This window comes from Streptomyces caelestis (genome assembly GCF_014205255.1).
GTDB classification, from domain to species: Bacteria; Actinomycetota; Actinomycetes; order Streptomycetales; family Streptomycetaceae; genus Streptomyces; species Streptomyces caelestis.
On record NZ_JACHNE010000001.1, the window covers coordinates 3042279 to 3058253 of the forward strand.

A 15975-nucleotide genomic window follows, 5' to 3' on the forward strand; every position below is an offset into this window, starting at 1 on the left:
TCTGTGGTGCATGCAGCGGAAGATTCTCACTGTGCACGCCCACCCGGATGATGAGGTCTCGCGCGGCGGTGCCACCATTGCCCATTACACGGCACAAGGTGTCCAGGCCGTTCTGGTGACTTGTACAGATGGCGCCGCCGGGGAAATACTCAACCCCGACTTCGGTGCCCTTCCCCAGGGCCGGACGCTGGCTGCCCAGCGAGCCGAGGAGCTGGCCGCCAGCGCCCGCGCCCTGGGGTACTCAACCGTGCACTCGCTGGGCTTCGCCGACTCCGGTTTCGACGGCACTGCAGGCGGCACCGACGCGTTCGTCAAGGCGTCGACCGATGCCGCGGCAGAGCGCCTAGCCGCTTTGATAGAAAAGGAGAAACCCCAGGTCATAGTAGGTTACGGTACCAACCACGCACGGGATCCGCACCCTGATCACATCCGCGCCAACCAGGTGCTGACCCGGTGTGTGGAGCTGCTGGGCGAGCGGGACGGATCCCGGGTGCCCGACGTCTTCCACGTGGCCTTCTCGCGGCGTCGGCACCGGGTCCTCCACGAGGCGTGCGGGACTGCGGGCGTGCCGAGCCCCTATGCCCCGGGGCTGCGCGAACCCGACACGAGCTTCGACGACGCGGAAATAAATACCGTTATCTCGCTGAGCGAAACAGCAATTGAGCGACGACTGTCCGCTCTACGCTGCCACAAGACGCAGATAGCCGCTAATTCAGGCTGGTTCGCACTCTCTGCTTCCGAGCTTTACCAGGCGTTTCCCTACGATGAATACATTCGCGTAGCCGCCCCACCGGGCGGGCGCCCGTGCGACGACTTGTTCGTGGCTTCTTCGTGATCGTCCGGTCAGAGTTCCTTGAGCAATCGCCGCGCGTATTCGACGTCCACCTCGGCGGCTTTTTCAAGGGCACTGAACAGTGCACTGAGGTTCTGCCGGTCCAACCGCCGGTACAGCTTCTGGCCACTGCGCCAGGCCAGCCGCCAGGCCTCGTCGGGGCGCAGGCCCCCGACGGCCCCGGCCAGACCGAGCCCCTCGACCAGCCGCAGCGTTCCGGCTCTGGCGTACGCCGCGAAGGCCAGTTCGTCAGTGAGGGCGAGGAAGAGGTAGCGGCCCAAGGCCACATCCCGGGCGTGCTCGGTGGACAGGTCATTGCGGGCGGCCAGCGGACAGAGATAGTCCCAGCCACGCAGCCGCTCGACCAGCAGGGGCACGCTCTGCGGGCCGTTCGCCCAGACGATCCGTCCGGCCGGAGTCTCCGTCTCGCCGCACTCGGCGGCCAGATACGTGCGCAGGCCGGCAGCCAACTCCTGGCGGGCCAGCGTGTCCAGCTGTGCGGCACGTTCGGCCGACGGACGGATGCGCAGGCTCAGCACCCGTCCGGCCACATGGTGCGGATCCGGGTCCGGATAGGAGGCGGCCAGCAGGTCCTGCTCGGACATCGCGTACCTGCCGCGCCACCAGGAGTGTCCCTCGATCAGCTGCCAACTGCCGTCGGGGGCCACGCCGTCGGGCACCACCACGTGCGGCAGCATCCCCGGACTGTGTGCGGAGTCGAGCCACGGGCACGCGCGGTCCTCCATGAACAGCAGCGTTCCGCCCTCGGCGCGGTCCGCATGCAGTGTCGACAGCAGCTCTTCGCGCGGGACATGACGGCTGGTCACTTCGCCACCGGTCATCCTGGCCAGCAGGGCGGGCCAGCCCTCGCCCTGGGCGCTGAAGGTCACCTGTGTGCGGTCCAGTAATGGCTGAGGGAAGGTGCCGACCTCCCGGACCAGCATCCGCGACGCCCAGTGCGCACCGATCACCTGGCGGGCCAGGTCGACCCCGACCCTCCGGGCCACGTTGGCCGCGCACCCCACCTCGCAGTGCGGTGCGTGCAGTGTCTGATCAACCGAACCCTTGGATTGGGCCATGAATACCTCCACTGTCCGTAACTCGCTGTCAACGCTGCTGGCCGATACGGCCGCGGCCACTCCCGGGGCGACGGCCCTGCGGGAGCCCGGCGGCGACACCACCTACCGCGACCTGGCCGCCCTGGCCGGCGGCATCCAGACCGCCCTCGCCGAGGCCGGGGTGCGGCCCGGCGACCGGGTCGCCGTACTGGCCCCGCAGACCGCGGCGGCCGTAGCGGCGGTGCACGCCGTCCTGTCCGCGGGCGCTGCCTATGTGCCGCTGGATCCCGCCTCGCCGCCCGCCCGTTGGGCGGCGGTGTGCGGCATGAGCACGCCCCGTGCCGTCGTGGGCACCAGGGACGCGCTGGCCAAGCTCACCGCCGAGCTGCCGCACCTGGCCACCGTCGATCTGGAAGCCCCCTGGCCCGAGGCCCCGCTGGCCCCGGTGGAACGGGAGGCCGCTGACCTCGGCGCCGTCCTGCCGACGTCGGGCTCGACCGGAGTGCCCAAGGGCGTGGCCATCAGCCGGGAGGCCCTGCTGGCCTTTGCCTCCTGGATGGTGGACACCTTCGAGGTAGGCGCCGATGACGTGATAGCCGGGTTCTCGCCGCTGCACTTCGACGTTTCGGTGTTCAGCCTGTTCGGTGCTGCTCTGACCGGTGCCGCACTGGCCCCCGCCCCGCCCCAACTTGCTGGATTTCCACATGAGTTGGCGTCCTGGGCCGATGATGCGGGGATCACGGTGTGGTACTCGGTCCCCTACCCGCTGGCCCGGCTCGGCACCCTGGACGCCGTCGTCCTCGAACAGCGTCTGGGACGACTGCGGTGTGTCTGCTTCGCCGGCGAGGTCTTCCCGCACCGCCAGCTCGCCACCCTGATGAGCAAGATGCCCTGGGTTCGCTACACCAACCTCTACGGCCCGACCGAGACGAATGTGTGCACGTTCGAGCAGGTCCTCGCACCGCCGGACGAGGCCATCGCCATCGGCAGCCCCGCCTGCGGTGCCGAATGCTGGGTGGAGCGGGACGGCGAGCGGGTCGATACCGAGGGCGCGGTCGGCGAACTGATCGTGGCCGGACCGACCGTGGCCGACGGCTACTGGGGGAACGAGGACGAGACCGCGCGCCGTTTCCGCTTCGGCCGGGAGTACCGGTCCGGGCGGGCGTACGCCACCGGCGACCAGGTACGCATCCTCCCGGACGGGCGGTACGCCTATCTGGGGCGACAGGACCACATGGTCAAGATTCGCGGGCAGCGGCTCGAACTGGAAGAGGTGGAGAGCGTGTTGGGTACGGCGGACGGGGTGACCGGCTGCTGTGTCGTCGCAGTCACACCACCCGGTCGTCCTGCCCTGCTCTGTGCCGCCGTGGTCGGCGATCAGCTTGATCATGCCGCGCTGCGCTCCCACTGCCGCGGCCGGCTGCCGAGCTGGGCGATCCCCCAGCGTTTCCTCGAGGTGCCCGCGATCCCGCTGACCTCGACGGGCAAGACGGACCGCCAGGAAGTGCGCCGGAGGGTGATGGCCGAGCTGGTGTAGCGGTACGTCACGCTGTGCGCACCCCGTCCTCGCTGACGCGCACGGCGACCCTGCGCAGGCCCTCCGAGGCGAGGGCGCTGCTGACCCGATCGGCGTGCGCGGCGGGGACGGCCACCAGCAGATGGCCGCCCCCGCCCGCGCCGACGACCTTGGCGCCCAGTGCACCGTGCGCAAGCAGAGTCTCGTACCAGCGGTCGATCTGCGGGCTGGTCACCGCGCTGTTGAACCGCCGTTTGGCCTGCCAGTGCTGGTCCAGCAGCGCGCCAACCCGGTCGATGTCGCCGCTGGTCAGCGCGGAGTGGAAGGCGTCCACCATGTTCTGAATCGTGCCCATGCCCGATCCGTGGCGGGACTTGAGGGCCCTGGTATGGGCCGCAAGCGGGGCGCCGGCTGCGCGGGTGATCGGGGTGCGCAGCAACAGCAGTTCACTGTCCAGCAGGGTGTCGACGGCCTTGCGCAGCTCCGGCAGCTCGGTCGTCGTGGCGTTACCGCCGCGGTCGATCCGCAGTTCCAGCGCCCCGCCGCAGGCCGCCGTCCAATGGTCCTGCTGGCCCACGGGGAAACCGCACTTCTCCCGCTCCAGATGGAAGGCCAGCCGGGCCGCCTCGTCTGTGGTGACCGGTTTGCCGATGTGTTGGGCCAAGGCGCTGGTCAGGGCCACCATGAACGCACCGGAGCCGCCCAGGCCGCTGCCCGGCAGCACATCGGACTGAACGGTGAGCTCGACTCCGTCGGTGATGCCGAAGTGCCGCAGCGCGGCCCGGACCAGGGGGTTGGCCACCGAATCGGCATGCGGGGCGTGCTCCTGGGCGCCGAACGCGGAGAACCGCAACCCCGAGGGTGCTCCGTTCACCGTGACCGTCACTGTGAGATCCAGCGTGACGGCCAGCAGCCGACAGCCGAACTCCTCGTAGTGCTCGGGCAGATCCGTACCGCCGCCTGCAAGGGACAGACGCAGCGGAGCGGTGGTCGTGATCATATCGTCTCCGCGAATCGAAGATATTTTTCGTAACGCGCGGCCGTGCCGATGTCCACGACCGGATCCTGCACCGGGATGGCCGCGAGCTCGCCATCGCGCGCAAGTGAGCCGTAGAACTCCTGCTCATCACGGCCCGGATGACGGTCCAGGGTCCGTTTCTCCAGTGCCAGCAGCCCCCGGTCGCAGTCGGTCGCTCCAGCGGGACCGGGCTTCTTGGCGTACGCCGCCACCTTCCCACCGCGTATCCGGACGTTGGCCTCTGCCGCAGTGGGCGCGGGTCCCACGGCCATGGCTGCCTGGCACCCACTGGAGCGGGCCTGCTCTGCGAACCACCGCGGGTCGATCGTCGGCAGTACATCGCAGTAGGTGAGCAGGAACGCATCCGGCAGGTCGGCTGCGTGGCGCAGCGCCCCGATGGGACCGAGCGGCTCGGGCTCGGGACTGTGGATCACCCGCAGTCCGAGCTGGCTGCCGTCGCCGATCTCGTCCCGCACCTGGTCGGCCTTGTGTCCGGTGCAGAGCACGACCTCGACGATGCCGCCGCGGTCGCGGAAGGCACAGAGGAGTCCGGTCAGGAAAGGCTTGCCGCCCACGGGGAGCAGGGCCTTGGGCGTTGACCTGGTGTGGTGCAGCATCCGGCTGCCGAGGCCTCCGGCAAGCACGACCAATGGCGGTGTTCCGGGCAGCGCAACCACGACGTCTCAGCTCCTCGTGCCCTCGTGTGCCTTGCGGACGGCCGTCACGACACGCTCCACCGCGCCGTCGTCCATAGCGGGGAAGATGGGCAGGGACAGCAGCCGGCCCGCAGCTGCGTCCGCCACCGGGAACCGCTGTCCGTCGCGCACCACGTTTTCCGCATACCAGCTGAAGTGATGCAGAGGGACGAAGTGGACGCTGGTGCCGACGCCCAGTTCGTGCAGCTCGTCACGGAACGCGTCACGATCCGCCTGCATGTTCTCCAGGCGCAACTGCACGGGGAAGAGGTACCAGGAGCTGAGGTTGTCGGCGGTGTCCGGGGCGGGCAGCCTCAGGTTGGGCAGGCCGTCCAGCTCGCGCAGATACGTTTCGGCGATCGTGGTTCGCGCGGCGTGCAGCCGGTCCGCCTTGGCCAGCTGGACCCGGCCCAGCGCCGCCTGCACATCGGACATATTGTATTTGAAGCCGGGCCGGTCCACGTCGTAGGCGGCGCGTGCGCCCGGCCGGTAGCGGTTGACAGCGCCCCGGCTCAGCCCGTGAAGGCTCCACACCCGTGCCTCCTCGGCGATGCGGGAGTCGTCGGTGCACAGCATTCCGCCCTCGGCTGTGGTGATCGGCTTGGTGGCGAAGAACGAGAAGGCCGATACGTCGCCGACCTGCCCGGCACGGTACGGGCCGTCGCTGGCCGGAAGGGTGTGCGCGGCGTCCTCCAGCAGCGCGATGCCATGTTGGTCGCACAGCTCACGCAGCGGACCGGGTGAGGCCATCCGCCCGGTGAAGTGCACCGGTACGACGGCCTTGGTCCGCTTGCCGATCAGCTTTTCCACCTGCTCGGGGTCGAGCGTCAGGTGCACCGGCTCGACATCGGCGAGCACGGGCGTGGCGCCGGCGTGCACCACGGCGGCGGCTGTCGCGGTGAACGTGATGGTGGGCACGATGACCTCGTCGCCGGGGCCGATGCCCAGGGCCAGCAGCGCCAGGTGCAGCGCGGCGGTGCAGGAGTTCAGCGCGACCGCGTGGCGCGTGCCGACGTAATTCGCGAACTCCTTCTCGAAGGAGTCGGCCTCCACACCGGTGGACACCCAGCCACTGCGCAGCACCCGCGTGACCGCATCGATCTCGGCCTCGTCCAGCGTCGGCTCGGCAAAGGGGACGTAGTCGCTCACTTGGTACCCATCTTCATACCAGCGTCGGAGTTGAACTGCTGGACGGTCATACGGGAGTAGTGGTGGTCGAGCCAGCGTTCCAGCAGGGCCGGCGGCACTGTGACGACATCGGCCCCGGCGCTCAGCGCTTTGGTGATGTCGCCGGCTGCCCGGACACTGCCGATGAGCAACTGGGTGGGCAGGCCGTACTGGCGCAGCAGGCGAGCGGCGTCGGCCACCACGGCCTCCGGTGAGCCTCCTTCGTCGGCCACCCGGCCCCACAGCAGGCTCGCGTACCGCGCGCCTGCCTTGGCCGCGGCCAGCACCTGGGCGAGGCTCAGACACGCGGTCGCGTTGACTGCCACGCCCTGCCGGGTGAGCGTGGTCATCACGTCGAGGTTCGGCCGGCCATCCGGGCGGATGACGGGCACCTTGATGACGATGTTCTCGCCTAACGTCCGGTATCCCAGGGCCTGCTGGACCATTTCCTCGTGCGTCTCACCGGCGACCTGTACGGATACGTCGCCCGGTGCGACCCGCTGGGCGAGCTCACGTACGATCTCGCGGGCGTTGCGGACACCGGCCTTGCGTAGCAGGGTCGGGTTGGTGGTGACGCCGTCCACGATGCCGTGAGGCAGCCACTGTGCGACCGCTTCCATATCAGTGGTGTCCAGGAAGATCTTCATGGGAACTCCAGATTCGAGGGAGCAAGAGGGAGAGGCCGAGCCAACGGAGAGGTGGGCGGCGTGGCTTACGGCACCAGCCGCAGGTCCGCGCAGTGCACCGCTGGGCAGCGCACCACGCAGCCGCCCCAGGTGACCGGCACGGTACGGGCCGGGCCCAGCCCGCCTGTGATGCGGCGCAGGAGATCGGGGACACTGATGGTGAAGCGCACCGTCCCGACGTTGGCACGGGGGGCGCCGTTCTCCACCACCGAGCAGTAGTCCCGGGTGGAGCCGGTGACCGTGCCGGTCTCCGCAGACACGACACTGATGTACTGCACCCGCTCGATGCGCAGGTAGGGGCCGATGGGCGCGGTGGTCGGCGGGCACTCCAGGGTCAGTGCCGCGGGGTAGGCGCGCAGCCCGTCCACCGAGCGGGCCGCGCGGCCGTTGGAGATCTGGCCGAGGGCGGCGGCGCCGCGGTGGTCGGTCGCGTACCCGGTGATACGGCCGTCGCGCAGAAGCGACAGCGGGGCGGCGGGAGTGCCCTCGATGTCGAGGGTCCAGCCGCCGAGCGCGGCCGGCGTGTCGGTGATGTCGACACCTGCCGCTGCCACCTGCTGCCCCATACAGCGGCGGTGGAACTCCCGCGCGGTATGCGGGTCTTGTACGGCCAGGCCGACACTGGCGTACTCGGCGAGGAGTTCGGCCAGCGCGAGGGGCTCCAGCACCACTTGCGTGGGCAGTGGCCCTTCGTGTTGGGGCAGCGGCTTGCCGGCCAGCGCCAGTCCTCTGACATCGAGTTCGTCGGGCGAACCGGAGACAGCGCGGGTACGGCGTACACCGTCACGGACCGTCGTGACGATGACGTTGCGCCGCGCCATGGTGCCCATGCCGGTGCGCTCGCGATCGTCCACGGTGGCGGTGGCGCCATAGACGTCCTCGACACGGCCGTAGATGCCGGGCCCCAGGGACGCCAGTTCACGCAGTAGCCCCATCCGCTCCCGAGTGCCGATACGCGAGGCCGCGGCGACGACATCGGCGCACTCCTCCGCCAACTGCCCGGCCTCCTTGAGGCACTCCTGCGAGCCGACCACCCGGTACCGGGTGCGTTCGGAGCCGGCCGACCGCTCGGCATACTCGACAACGTCGTGCTCGACGTGGCTGGTCAGCGCGGAGTCGGCGAACCTCAGGGTTGCGGACCGCACATGACGCAGTGTCCGGACGTCGGCAGAGGCGGCGTTCACCGCGGCACTACAGTGGCCTTCGGATGAATTCACAGGTCGCTCCAGCGGCTCACGGCCGAGGAGACCAGGTCACGGATGTTCGCCAGGAAGTCGCAGTGCTCGCGCACGACGTCGGCGGCGGTTTCGCGCATCCGGGTGCGCTCCTCACCCGTCATGGCCTGAGCCGTCCGCAGCGCCTCGGCGACCGCCGTGCCGGTACGGGCGGTCAGGATGCCGGCCCGTCCGCCGTCGACGAGTTCGGGGAGGTTACCCGTGTCGGCGGCGATCACCACTGCGCCGGACCGGCGGGTGACCCACATCGCTTCCATGGGCGAGACAGCGCCGGGCTCGGCTTCGCCGAGGAACGCGGCAGCCAGTGTTCGTTCGGACTGCAGCAACGCGGAGATGGTCTCGAAGGGCTGGTCGGCAAGGAACACCGCCTGCACGCCCAGCCGTTCAGCATACTGCTGGAGATCCGGGGCCGGACGGCGGTTGGCGATCACGGGGACCACGCCGGGCACATCGGCGGCCGCTTCGAGCAGCAGGTGGTAGCCCTTGTCGAGGTCGGGGGCGCTGTTCCGGCCCCACATCACCGCTAGTCGGCCCTCGTCGGGCAGGCCGAGGGGGGCCAGCCGCTTGGCCACCGTGTTCTTGTCGAGAAGCGTGAACAGCGGGTCGTCCAGCGGAATTCCGCTGCGGTTGGGAAGCAAGGAGCGCCGCGGTATCGCGTAGGTCCGCTCGTACAGCCGCGCCGTGTAGTCGGAAATGTAGGCCACCGTGACGTTCGGTGTCTGACGCGTCCAGAAGGCGACGTCACCGTCGGCGGCGATTTCTGCGGGGCTGGGAGGAAGCGCCGTCTCGTGGGTGGCCAGACCGAAGGTGTGGACGTGCAGGATGCGTTCGGCCAGGGGGCCACCCAACCTCTGTACCATCCCCGCAACCTGAGCAAAGGCGCTGGTGCCGGAAATCGCGATGACGCCGTCATAGCGTTCGGCGGTTTCCAGGACTAACTGGGCGCCGGCCGCGGATAACGCGTGGAAGAAACGGTCGCCGCCCCACTGCTCAATCCCGTCGCTGTCGCTGACGAGCCGGACGGCGCGGCCTCCGCGCTCCGCAAGGTGAGTGACGACGCGCTGCCAGCGCTGGGCGTCGTATCCGGCGGCGTTTTCTCGATAGAATGGTTCACCGAGAATGAAGTCAATCTCGTAGTCGTGCGCCAGCCACTCAGCACGAATGGAATCCTGCGCCCTGAGAAGATTTTCGACGTACCGGGCCACTCCCCCCTGGGAGACCTGCCCGCCCTCCAGCATGAGCCATACGACGGCTATTCGCCGCTGCTTCGAAGCCGCTTCAGCCATGAGAATCCTCTACTTTCTCAACCCCGGCTCACAGGAGAACTTTGAGTTTCTTGACAAGGAGCTGGATGTGTGGATCCGAGGTCACGGATTCAAGCGGCAGCCGCTGGCTGACCGCGGCGACGAACTGTTCGGCTGTGAGCGTCAGCTGGGCGGTTTCGTCACTGACGGAGATGGTGCCCGTGCCGTCGTGCACGTCAAGGGAGACGGGAACCCGGCGCTCTTCGACTGCGAAGCAGGAAAAGGCGAAACGCCAGGCCAAACGCTCGGCGCGGTCCTCTGCAGGAACCGGCACTCCCATGTCGTCGCTGTGGGTGGCGTACTCGGAGGCTATGTGCCAGCACTGGAGCCCGACCGCGTACGGGCCGTAGCTGGTGCTCAGTTGGGCGTCGGGCGCCATGGCCCGCCATTGGGCGTGGACGTCGGTATGCCGCTCGATCCACTCGTCGAGTACCTGATGATGAGTCAGAGGGCGGCGTAACGCCACATGAAGGACGTTGTACGCCTCGTCGTCATCGCCCCAATCGCCCCATGAGCGCAATGATTCGATTTCATTGCGCAGGCAGTGCTGGTTGTAGAGCTCCCCGCTCGCCAGATGGGCGACAACGTCATGAACGTCCCACTCGGTACACCGGGTACTGCGGGACCAGAGCCCATCGTCAGCACCGGTCAGCCATGCCCTGAGCCGGTCGGTCTCTCGATCCAGGGCTGAGATGCCGGAACCCAGTCGGCGTAACCCTTCCATCTGCCACTCAAAGGAGTAAATCTCTTGCCCAGCTAACAAAGCGCTCTTCTTTCAGTAGCGATACGGCATGTATCGATGCGCAGGCTCAACGTGTATCAGAGCGCAACATGAGGCGTCAACAGTTGCACTAGGTAATGCGCGGTAAAGCGCCTAGGTCCAGGCCTGGTGCGGGAAAGCAGGCGAGAAGTTTGATAAACGTGTGATGCGTCACACGATACTAGGTTGCGCAGGTCGATGGGGCGTGGGTAGCCTGCGACGAAGATCACTATTGATCTCGCTGTACGACTTGGCTTGTTTATCACCTCGGCCAGTCGGAGGAGTTGCGCAGCGGCGCGTGCTCGATTTTTAGTTATCGCGAGTTAATGCAGCGAACACTTCTTAGCCGCCTCATAGACGCTCACGAATGGGCACGCGCACCGTGATTTTCCGGGCAGGGGGAGTTAAACGTGAAGCGACGTGGCATGGTTCCGTGGCCGGCGGAATCTGCGGCCGCCTACCGGTCGGCGGGCTACTGGCTGGACAAGTCCCTCGGCAATCACCTGTGGGACTGGGCCGACCGCTACGGTGACCGCACGGCCCTGGTTGACGGTGAGCGACGGCTGAGCTATCGAGCACTCGCCATACGCGTGGACTCGCTGGCTGAGAACCTGCTGGGGCTGGGGCTGCGCCCGGGTCAGAACGTCCTGGTGCAGTTGCCGAACTGCTGGCAGTTCATGGTCACCGTCATGGCGTGCGTACGCATCGGTATCGCGCCGGTACTGGCCCTGCCCGCGCACCGGCGGCGCGAACTGGCCCATGTGGCCACCGAGTCGGAGGCCACCGCCGTCGTGGTGCCGACGTCCTGGAAGGACTTCGACTACGAGGGCCTGGCGCACGAAGTCGCGGCCAGGTGCCCCGGCAGTCCGCAGGTCCTCGTCCTCGGCGAGCCGGGCCGCGAGGGCAGCGTCGCACTCGACCCGCTCATCGGCACCGTCGACGACTCCGGTCCCCTCCGCGCCGAAGATGTGGCCGCTCGCCGCCGTCACCTGGACGCCGTGGACGTCGATCCCGAGGACGTTGCCCTGCTGCTGCTGTCCGGGGGAACCACCGGCCTGCCCAAGCTCATCGGCCGGACCCACAACGACTACGAGTACAACGCCCGGCGCAGCGGTGAGGTCTGCGGGTTCGGCGGTGACACGGTCTATCTGGCGGTCCTGCCGGTTGCCCACAACTTCCCGCTCGCCTGTCCGGGTGTGCTGGGCACCTGGGGGGTCGGCGGGCGGGTGGTCATGGCACCGTCGGCACGGCCTGAGGTCGCCTTCCCGCTGATCGCCCGTGAGCGGGTGAACACCACCGCCGTGGTGCCCGCCGTAGCACAACGCTGGCTACAGGCGGCCGGCACGGGGCCCGCGGATCTGACGAGTCTGCGCTCGCTCCAGGTCGGGGGGGCTCGGCTCGCCCCGGAGATCGCCCGGCGAGTGCCCGCCGAACTGGGCTGCGCCTTGGTGCAGGTCTTCGGGATGGCCGAAGGCCTGCTGAACTACACCCGGCCCGACGACCCGCCCGAGGTCGTCGCCACCACCCAGGGCCGACCCATCAGTCCGCACGACGAGATCCTGATCGTGGACGAGAACGATGTTCCGGTGGCGCAGGGGGAGAGCGGCGCACTGCTGACCCGGGGGCCGTACACACCGCCCGGTTACTTCCGGGGCGGGCCGCACAACAAGCGCGCGTTCACTCCTGACGGCTGGTATCGCACCGGCGATGTTGTGCGTCTCCATCCCGGCGGCAATCTGGTCGTTGCTGGGCGGTCCAAGGACCTCATCAACCGCGGCGGTGAAAAGATCTCCGCGGAGGAGGTGGAGGACATCGCCTATTCCATGCCTCAGGTGGTCGAAGCCGCTGCGATCGCTGTTCCCGACGATGAACTCGGGGAGCGCATCTGCCTATGCGTGGTGCTGAAAGAAAATGAAACCCTTGCGATGACTGATGTAGTGGAGACGTTCTCCCGCACGTCGATCGCTCGCTACAAGTTCCCTGAGCACTTGAGAATTCTGCCGAGTCTTCCGCACACGCCAGTCGGCAAGATCGACAAAAAGGCGCTGCGTGCGGAGTTCATGACCTTATGAGGCTCGCCAGAGGGATCGAAAAAGAGGATGTCTTGCCCACTAAGTACATATACCGCCACAGGCGGGAAGTCCCGATCGTCAGTGATCCGCTGGCCGTAATGGCCCGGCTGGTCCAAGCCAGCGCCTCGGAAACGCATCTGCTCTACGAGAGCGAAAAGGTCTGGTCGTTCAGCAGCGGAGTCCTCGCTGAGATCCGCCTGAGGCGCAGCGGCATCACGTACCGGTGCGCCGACGACAGTCGTGAACTGCCCTGGCCGGACGATCCGCTCAAGACCGTGGAGAAGCTTCTCGCGGAACTTCCTGTGGAGGACTGGCGTGCCTACGGATGGGGCGGTTTCGAGCTCGCGTACGTGAATGCGGGACTCACCGAACTCGTCCGGGACGAGCAGCTGCTGCACCTGGTCGTGCCGCGCACCGAGGTCCGTCTGGACAGTGGCCGAGCGCTGCTGCGCAGCGTCGACCAAGAGCACTTACAGACCCTGTCGGAGCTGCTCGCCAAGCCGGCCGAGCTGCCGGTCCACCGCACCAGGCCGGTTGACGTGGAGACGGCTCTTGCCGAGGAGTACCGTGCCAGTGTGGGCAACGCGGTCGAGGAGATCCGCAGCACGAAGCTCCAGAAGGTCATTCTGTCGCGGCGGGTGCCCGTCGACTATTCCGTCGATCTGCTCGGCACGTACATCGAGGGACGCAAGGCGAACACCCCGGCCCGCTCTTTCCTCATAGGCTTCCCGGAGATGAAGGCTGCTGGATTCAGCCCGGAGATCGTGGCTGAGGTCAGCGCCGACGGCCGGGTCACTTCCCAGCCACTGGCCGGGACCCGCGCGCTCACCGGCGACGCCGAGACGGACCGGGCCAGCCGCGAAGTCCTCCTCAACGACGTCAAGGAAGTCTTCGAACACGCGATCTCGGTGAAGGTCTCCTGTGCCGAGATGACAGACGTCTGCAGGCCGGGCTCAGTCGTCGTGGACGACTTCATGACGATCAAGGAACGCGGAACGGTCCAGCACCTGGCCTCCAGTGTTTCGGGTCAACTCGCCGACGGACTGAGTGCCTGGAGCGCATTCAGGGCGCTCTTCCCGGCGGTCACCGCTTCCGGGGTTCCCAAGCGAGACGCCTACGAGAGCATCAGCCGTAACGAGCAAGAACCGCGGGGACTTTACAGCGGCACCGTGATGACGGTGGACAGTTCGGGCGCCATGGATTCCGCTCTGGTATTGCGCACCATCTTCACCGAGTCCGGGCACTCCTGGCTGCAGGCGGGTGCGGGCATCGTCGAACACTCCAAGCCGGAACGCGAGTTCCGCGAAACCTGCGAGAAGCTGCTGAGCGCAGCTCTGCACGTCGTACCCGCACAGAACCAGTAAATCCGTCCACCGTCGGCGACAGATATGGGCCCGACGGAATCGGCCGGCAGGTCAGGTCACCCGTACCTCGAACCCCATGAAGACGCCCGGTACATCGCACCCCGGGCGGGACACGCACCGAGAGCTAGGGAAAATCATGGCAATCAGCAAGGACCAGCACCAGGAAATCCTGTCGCACCTCATCTTCGGGACACTGAGGGCGCAGGTTTTCCGCGCCGCAGGTCAGCTCAAGCTCGCCGACCACCTGGCGAAGGGGCCGTTGACCAGCGTCGAACTCGCCGAGCAGGCTCAGCTGAACGAGCCGGGGCTGCGCCGTCTGCTGCTGGCGCTGGAGAAGATGGATGTCGTCACTCTCCTCGAGGGCGAGAAGTACGAGCTCACGTCCTTGGGCCAGCGTCTGCGCGAGGACGTGCCGGACTCGGTCCGCGACCTCGTCCTGTGCTACAACGGCGAGGCCACCTGGCACTGCTGGAGCGACCTGGCGGACATCGTGCGCACGGGTGTGAACACGTTCGAGCGCGTCGACAACAAGAACTATTTCGAGTACCTCAAGGAGCGCCCGGAGGAGTACGCGTTGTTCAACGGCGCGATGGCGGACGACTCCCGCAACTCCGCCGAGAGCATCGCCAGCGGTTTCGACTTCTCCCGCTTCGAGACCGTGATGGACGTCGGTGGCGGCAACGGCACCCTCATCTCCAACATCGCCGCCGCCCACAAGAGCGTCCAGGGCATCGTCTTTGATCTGCCGACCGCGGTGGACAGCGCCCAGAAGCACTTCAAGAGCAATGGTGTCGCGGACCGCTGCCGTGCCATCGGCGGCGATGTCTTCGCCGAGGTGCCCGGCGGTGCCGACGCGTACGTGATGAAGAGCTTCCTGCACGACTGGGACGACGAGCACGTCACCACCATCCTCACCAACATCCGCAAGGTCATCAAGGCGGAAGGCCGGGTGCTGATCGTCGAGCCGCTGCTGCCGGACAATGCGCACGATGTGCCGTCGTTCTTCGGCATCGTCACCTCCGACCTGGATCTGCTGGCAGCCACCCAGGGCAAGATCCGTACCACGGAGGACTTCCGGGAGCTGCTCCGCGCGACCGGCTTCGAGCTGACCGATGTCACGCCGCTGGGTTCCTACGAGTTCTCCACCCACGACCACTACAACGTGCTTGAGGCCACTCCGTGCTGACCGCGGTCGATCACGAACAACCCATGGCGACCGTCCCCGCCCTGGCCGCCGCCGCTCCGGGAGCGGAACTGGAACCCACCAGCATCCGGCTGCGTCCGGTTGGTGATCACGACGTACTCATCCAGATCGCGTACGTGGGCATCTGCCACTCGGACATCCACCAGGTCCGGGAGGAGTGGGGCGCGGCATCGTTCCCCATGGTCCCGGGACATGAGATAGCGGGTGTGGTCACCCAGGCCGGGTCAGGCGTCAAGCGGTTCTCCGTCGGCGATCGGGTGGGCGTGGGATGCTTCGTGGACTCGTGCCGGAGCTGCGTGCACTGCCGGCGCGGCGAGGAGCAGTTCTGCGAGCAGGGCATGACCTCCACGTACAACGCGGTCGGCCGCGACGGCCTGCCCAACTACGGCGGGTACAGCACGCACATCGTCGTGGACGAGAACTACGTGCTGGCCATCCCCGACTCTCTCGCGCTGGACGAGGCCGCACCTCTGCTGTGCGCCGGAATCACCATGTACGCGCCGCTCGTGCGCTGGGGCGCGGGACCTGGTACACGTGTGGCAGTCGTGGGCCTGGGAGGACTCGGCCACCTGGGGGTCAAGTTCGCCCGGGCCATGGGGGCCGAGGTGACCGTACTCAGCCGCGGGTCGCGTAAGCAGCGGGGCGCGCTGCGGCTGGGCGCTGACCACTTTCGGGCGACTGAAAAACCTGCGGTCTTCGAGGAGTTGAGTGGGGCCTTCGACCTTGTCCTCAGTACGGTGTCCGCGTCGTTGGAGCTGGACTCCTATCTGGGACTGCTGACGGTTGGCGGTACCCTCGTCCACGTGGGGGTCCCACCGGGCCCCTCGTCTCTCAGCGTCGCCGCACTCGTCGACGGGCGCAAGAACCTGTCCGGATCGTTCATCGGCGGTACAGGCGAGACTCAGGCGATGCTCGACTTCTGCGCCGTGCACGGTATCGGTGCGGAGGTGGAGGTCATCGACGCCAAGCAGGCCAACGACGCATATGCACGGGTGGTGGACGGGGACGTTCGCTACCGTTTCGTCATCGACGTCACGACGTTGGGGCGCGCGGACTCATGATGT

14 protein-coding genes are annotated in these 15975 nt (G+C 67.5%); 6 read left to right on the forward strand and 8 right to left on the reverse strand.

What is annotated here, in order from left to right; all coding sequences use genetic code 11:
• The first annotated feature begins 10 nt into the window (after positions 1 to 10).
• Positions 11 to 835 (forward strand): PIG-L family deacetylase, encoded by an 825-nt coding sequence (locus HDA41_RS13715; RefSeq protein ID WP_184983840.1) that lies wholly within the window; start codon positions 11 to 13, stop codon positions 833 to 835.
• A gap of 8 nt (positions 836 to 843) precedes the next feature.
• On the opposite strand, the gene HDA41_RS13720 is transcribed toward HDA41_RS13715, so the two are convergent.
• Positions 844 to 1911 (reverse strand): hypothetical protein, encoded by a 1068-nt coding sequence (locus tag HDA41_RS13720; protein WP_184983842.1) that lies wholly within the window; start codon positions 1909 to 1911, stop codon positions 844 to 846.
• Here HDA41_RS13720 and HDA41_RS13725 point away from each other — a divergent pair.
• Complete coding sequence (locus HDA41_RS13725) at positions 1910 to 3427, forward strand: amino acid adenylation domain-containing protein (RefSeq protein WP_184983845.1); 1518 nt, start codon at positions 1910 to 1912, stop codon at positions 3425 to 3427. The two genes, HDA41_RS13720 and HDA41_RS13725, sit on opposite strands and share 2 nt — an antisense overlap.
• Before the next feature lie 7 nt (positions 3428 to 3434).
• On the opposite strand, the gene HDA41_RS13730 is transcribed toward HDA41_RS13725, so the two are convergent.
• From HDA41_RS13730 to HDA41_RS13760, 7 genes are all read right to left on the reverse strand, one after another.
• Positions 3435 to 4406 (reverse strand): GHMP family kinase ATP-binding protein, encoded by a 972-nt coding sequence (locus HDA41_RS13730; RefSeq protein ID WP_184983847.1) that lies wholly within the window; start codon positions 4404 to 4406, stop codon positions 3435 to 3437.
• On the reverse strand, positions 4403 to 5101 hold the full coding sequence (locus HDA41_RS13735) for a nucleotidyltransferase family protein (RefSeq protein WP_184983849.1): 699 nt from the start codon (positions 5099 to 5101) through the stop codon (positions 4403 to 4405). Before HDA41_RS13735 ends, HDA41_RS13730 begins: the two co-directional genes overlap by 4 nt.
• A 6-nt stretch (positions 5102 to 5107) precedes the next feature.
• Positions 5108 to 6268 carry a DegT/DnrJ/EryC1/StrS family aminotransferase gene (locus HDA41_RS13740; protein WP_184983851.1) on the reverse strand — a complete coding sequence of 387 codons (1161 nt, stop codon included), beginning with the start codon at positions 6266 to 6268 and terminating at the stop codon, positions 5108 to 5110.
• Entirely contained in the window at positions 6265 to 6933 is a 669-nt protein-coding gene (locus HDA41_RS13745; RefSeq protein WP_184983853.1) for a transaldolase family protein, read from the reverse strand. Before HDA41_RS13745 ends, HDA41_RS13740 begins: the two co-directional genes overlap by 4 nt.
• 65 nt (positions 6934 to 6998) lie before the next feature.
• Positions 6999 to 8117 (reverse strand): metallopeptidase TldD-related protein, encoded by a 1119-nt coding sequence (locus HDA41_RS13750; RefSeq protein WP_184983855.1) that lies wholly within the window; start codon positions 8115 to 8117, stop codon positions 6999 to 7001.
• A gap of 68 nt (positions 8118 to 8185) precedes the next feature.
• Positions 8186 to 9493: a glycosyltransferase gene (locus tag HDA41_RS13755; RefSeq protein WP_184983857.1), complete on the reverse strand. Its 1308-nt coding sequence runs from the start codon at positions 9491 to 9493 to the stop codon at positions 8186 to 8188.
• 28 nt (positions 9494 to 9521) lie between these two features.
• Positions 9522 to 10235, reverse strand: coding sequence for a maleylpyruvate isomerase family mycothiol-dependent enzyme (locus HDA41_RS13760; protein ID WP_184983859.1), 714 nt, complete (start codon positions 10233 to 10235; stop codon positions 9522 to 9524).
• Positions 10236 to 10681: 446 nt separating this feature from the next.
• Here HDA41_RS13760 and HDA41_RS13765 point away from each other — a divergent pair, with 446 nt between their 5' ends.
• From HDA41_RS13765 to HDA41_RS13780, 4 genes are all read left to right on the forward strand, one after another.
• Complete coding sequence (locus HDA41_RS13765) at positions 10682 to 12343, forward strand: (2,3-dihydroxybenzoyl)adenylate synthase (RefSeq protein WP_311772141.1); 1662 nt, start codon at positions 10682 to 10684, stop codon at positions 12341 to 12343.
• Entirely contained in the window at positions 12340 to 13707 is a 1368-nt protein-coding gene (locus HDA41_RS13770) for a salicylate synthase (RefSeq protein ID WP_184983861.1), read from the forward strand. The genes HDA41_RS13765 and HDA41_RS13770 overlap by 4 nt, the downstream gene beginning before the upstream one ends.
• A gap of 136 nt (positions 13708 to 13843) precedes the next feature.
• On the forward strand, positions 13844 to 14893 hold the full coding sequence (locus tag HDA41_RS13775) for a methyltransferase (RefSeq protein ID WP_184983862.1): 1050 nt from the start codon (positions 13844 to 13846) through the stop codon (positions 14891 to 14893).
• A 23-nt stretch (positions 14894 to 14916) separates the two neighbouring features.
• On the forward strand, positions 14917 to 15972 hold the full coding sequence (locus tag HDA41_RS13780; RefSeq protein WP_184983863.1) for an NAD(P)-dependent alcohol dehydrogenase: 1056 nt from the start codon (positions 14917 to 14919) through the stop codon (positions 15970 to 15972).
• Positions 15973 to 15975 lie beyond the last annotated feature (3 nt).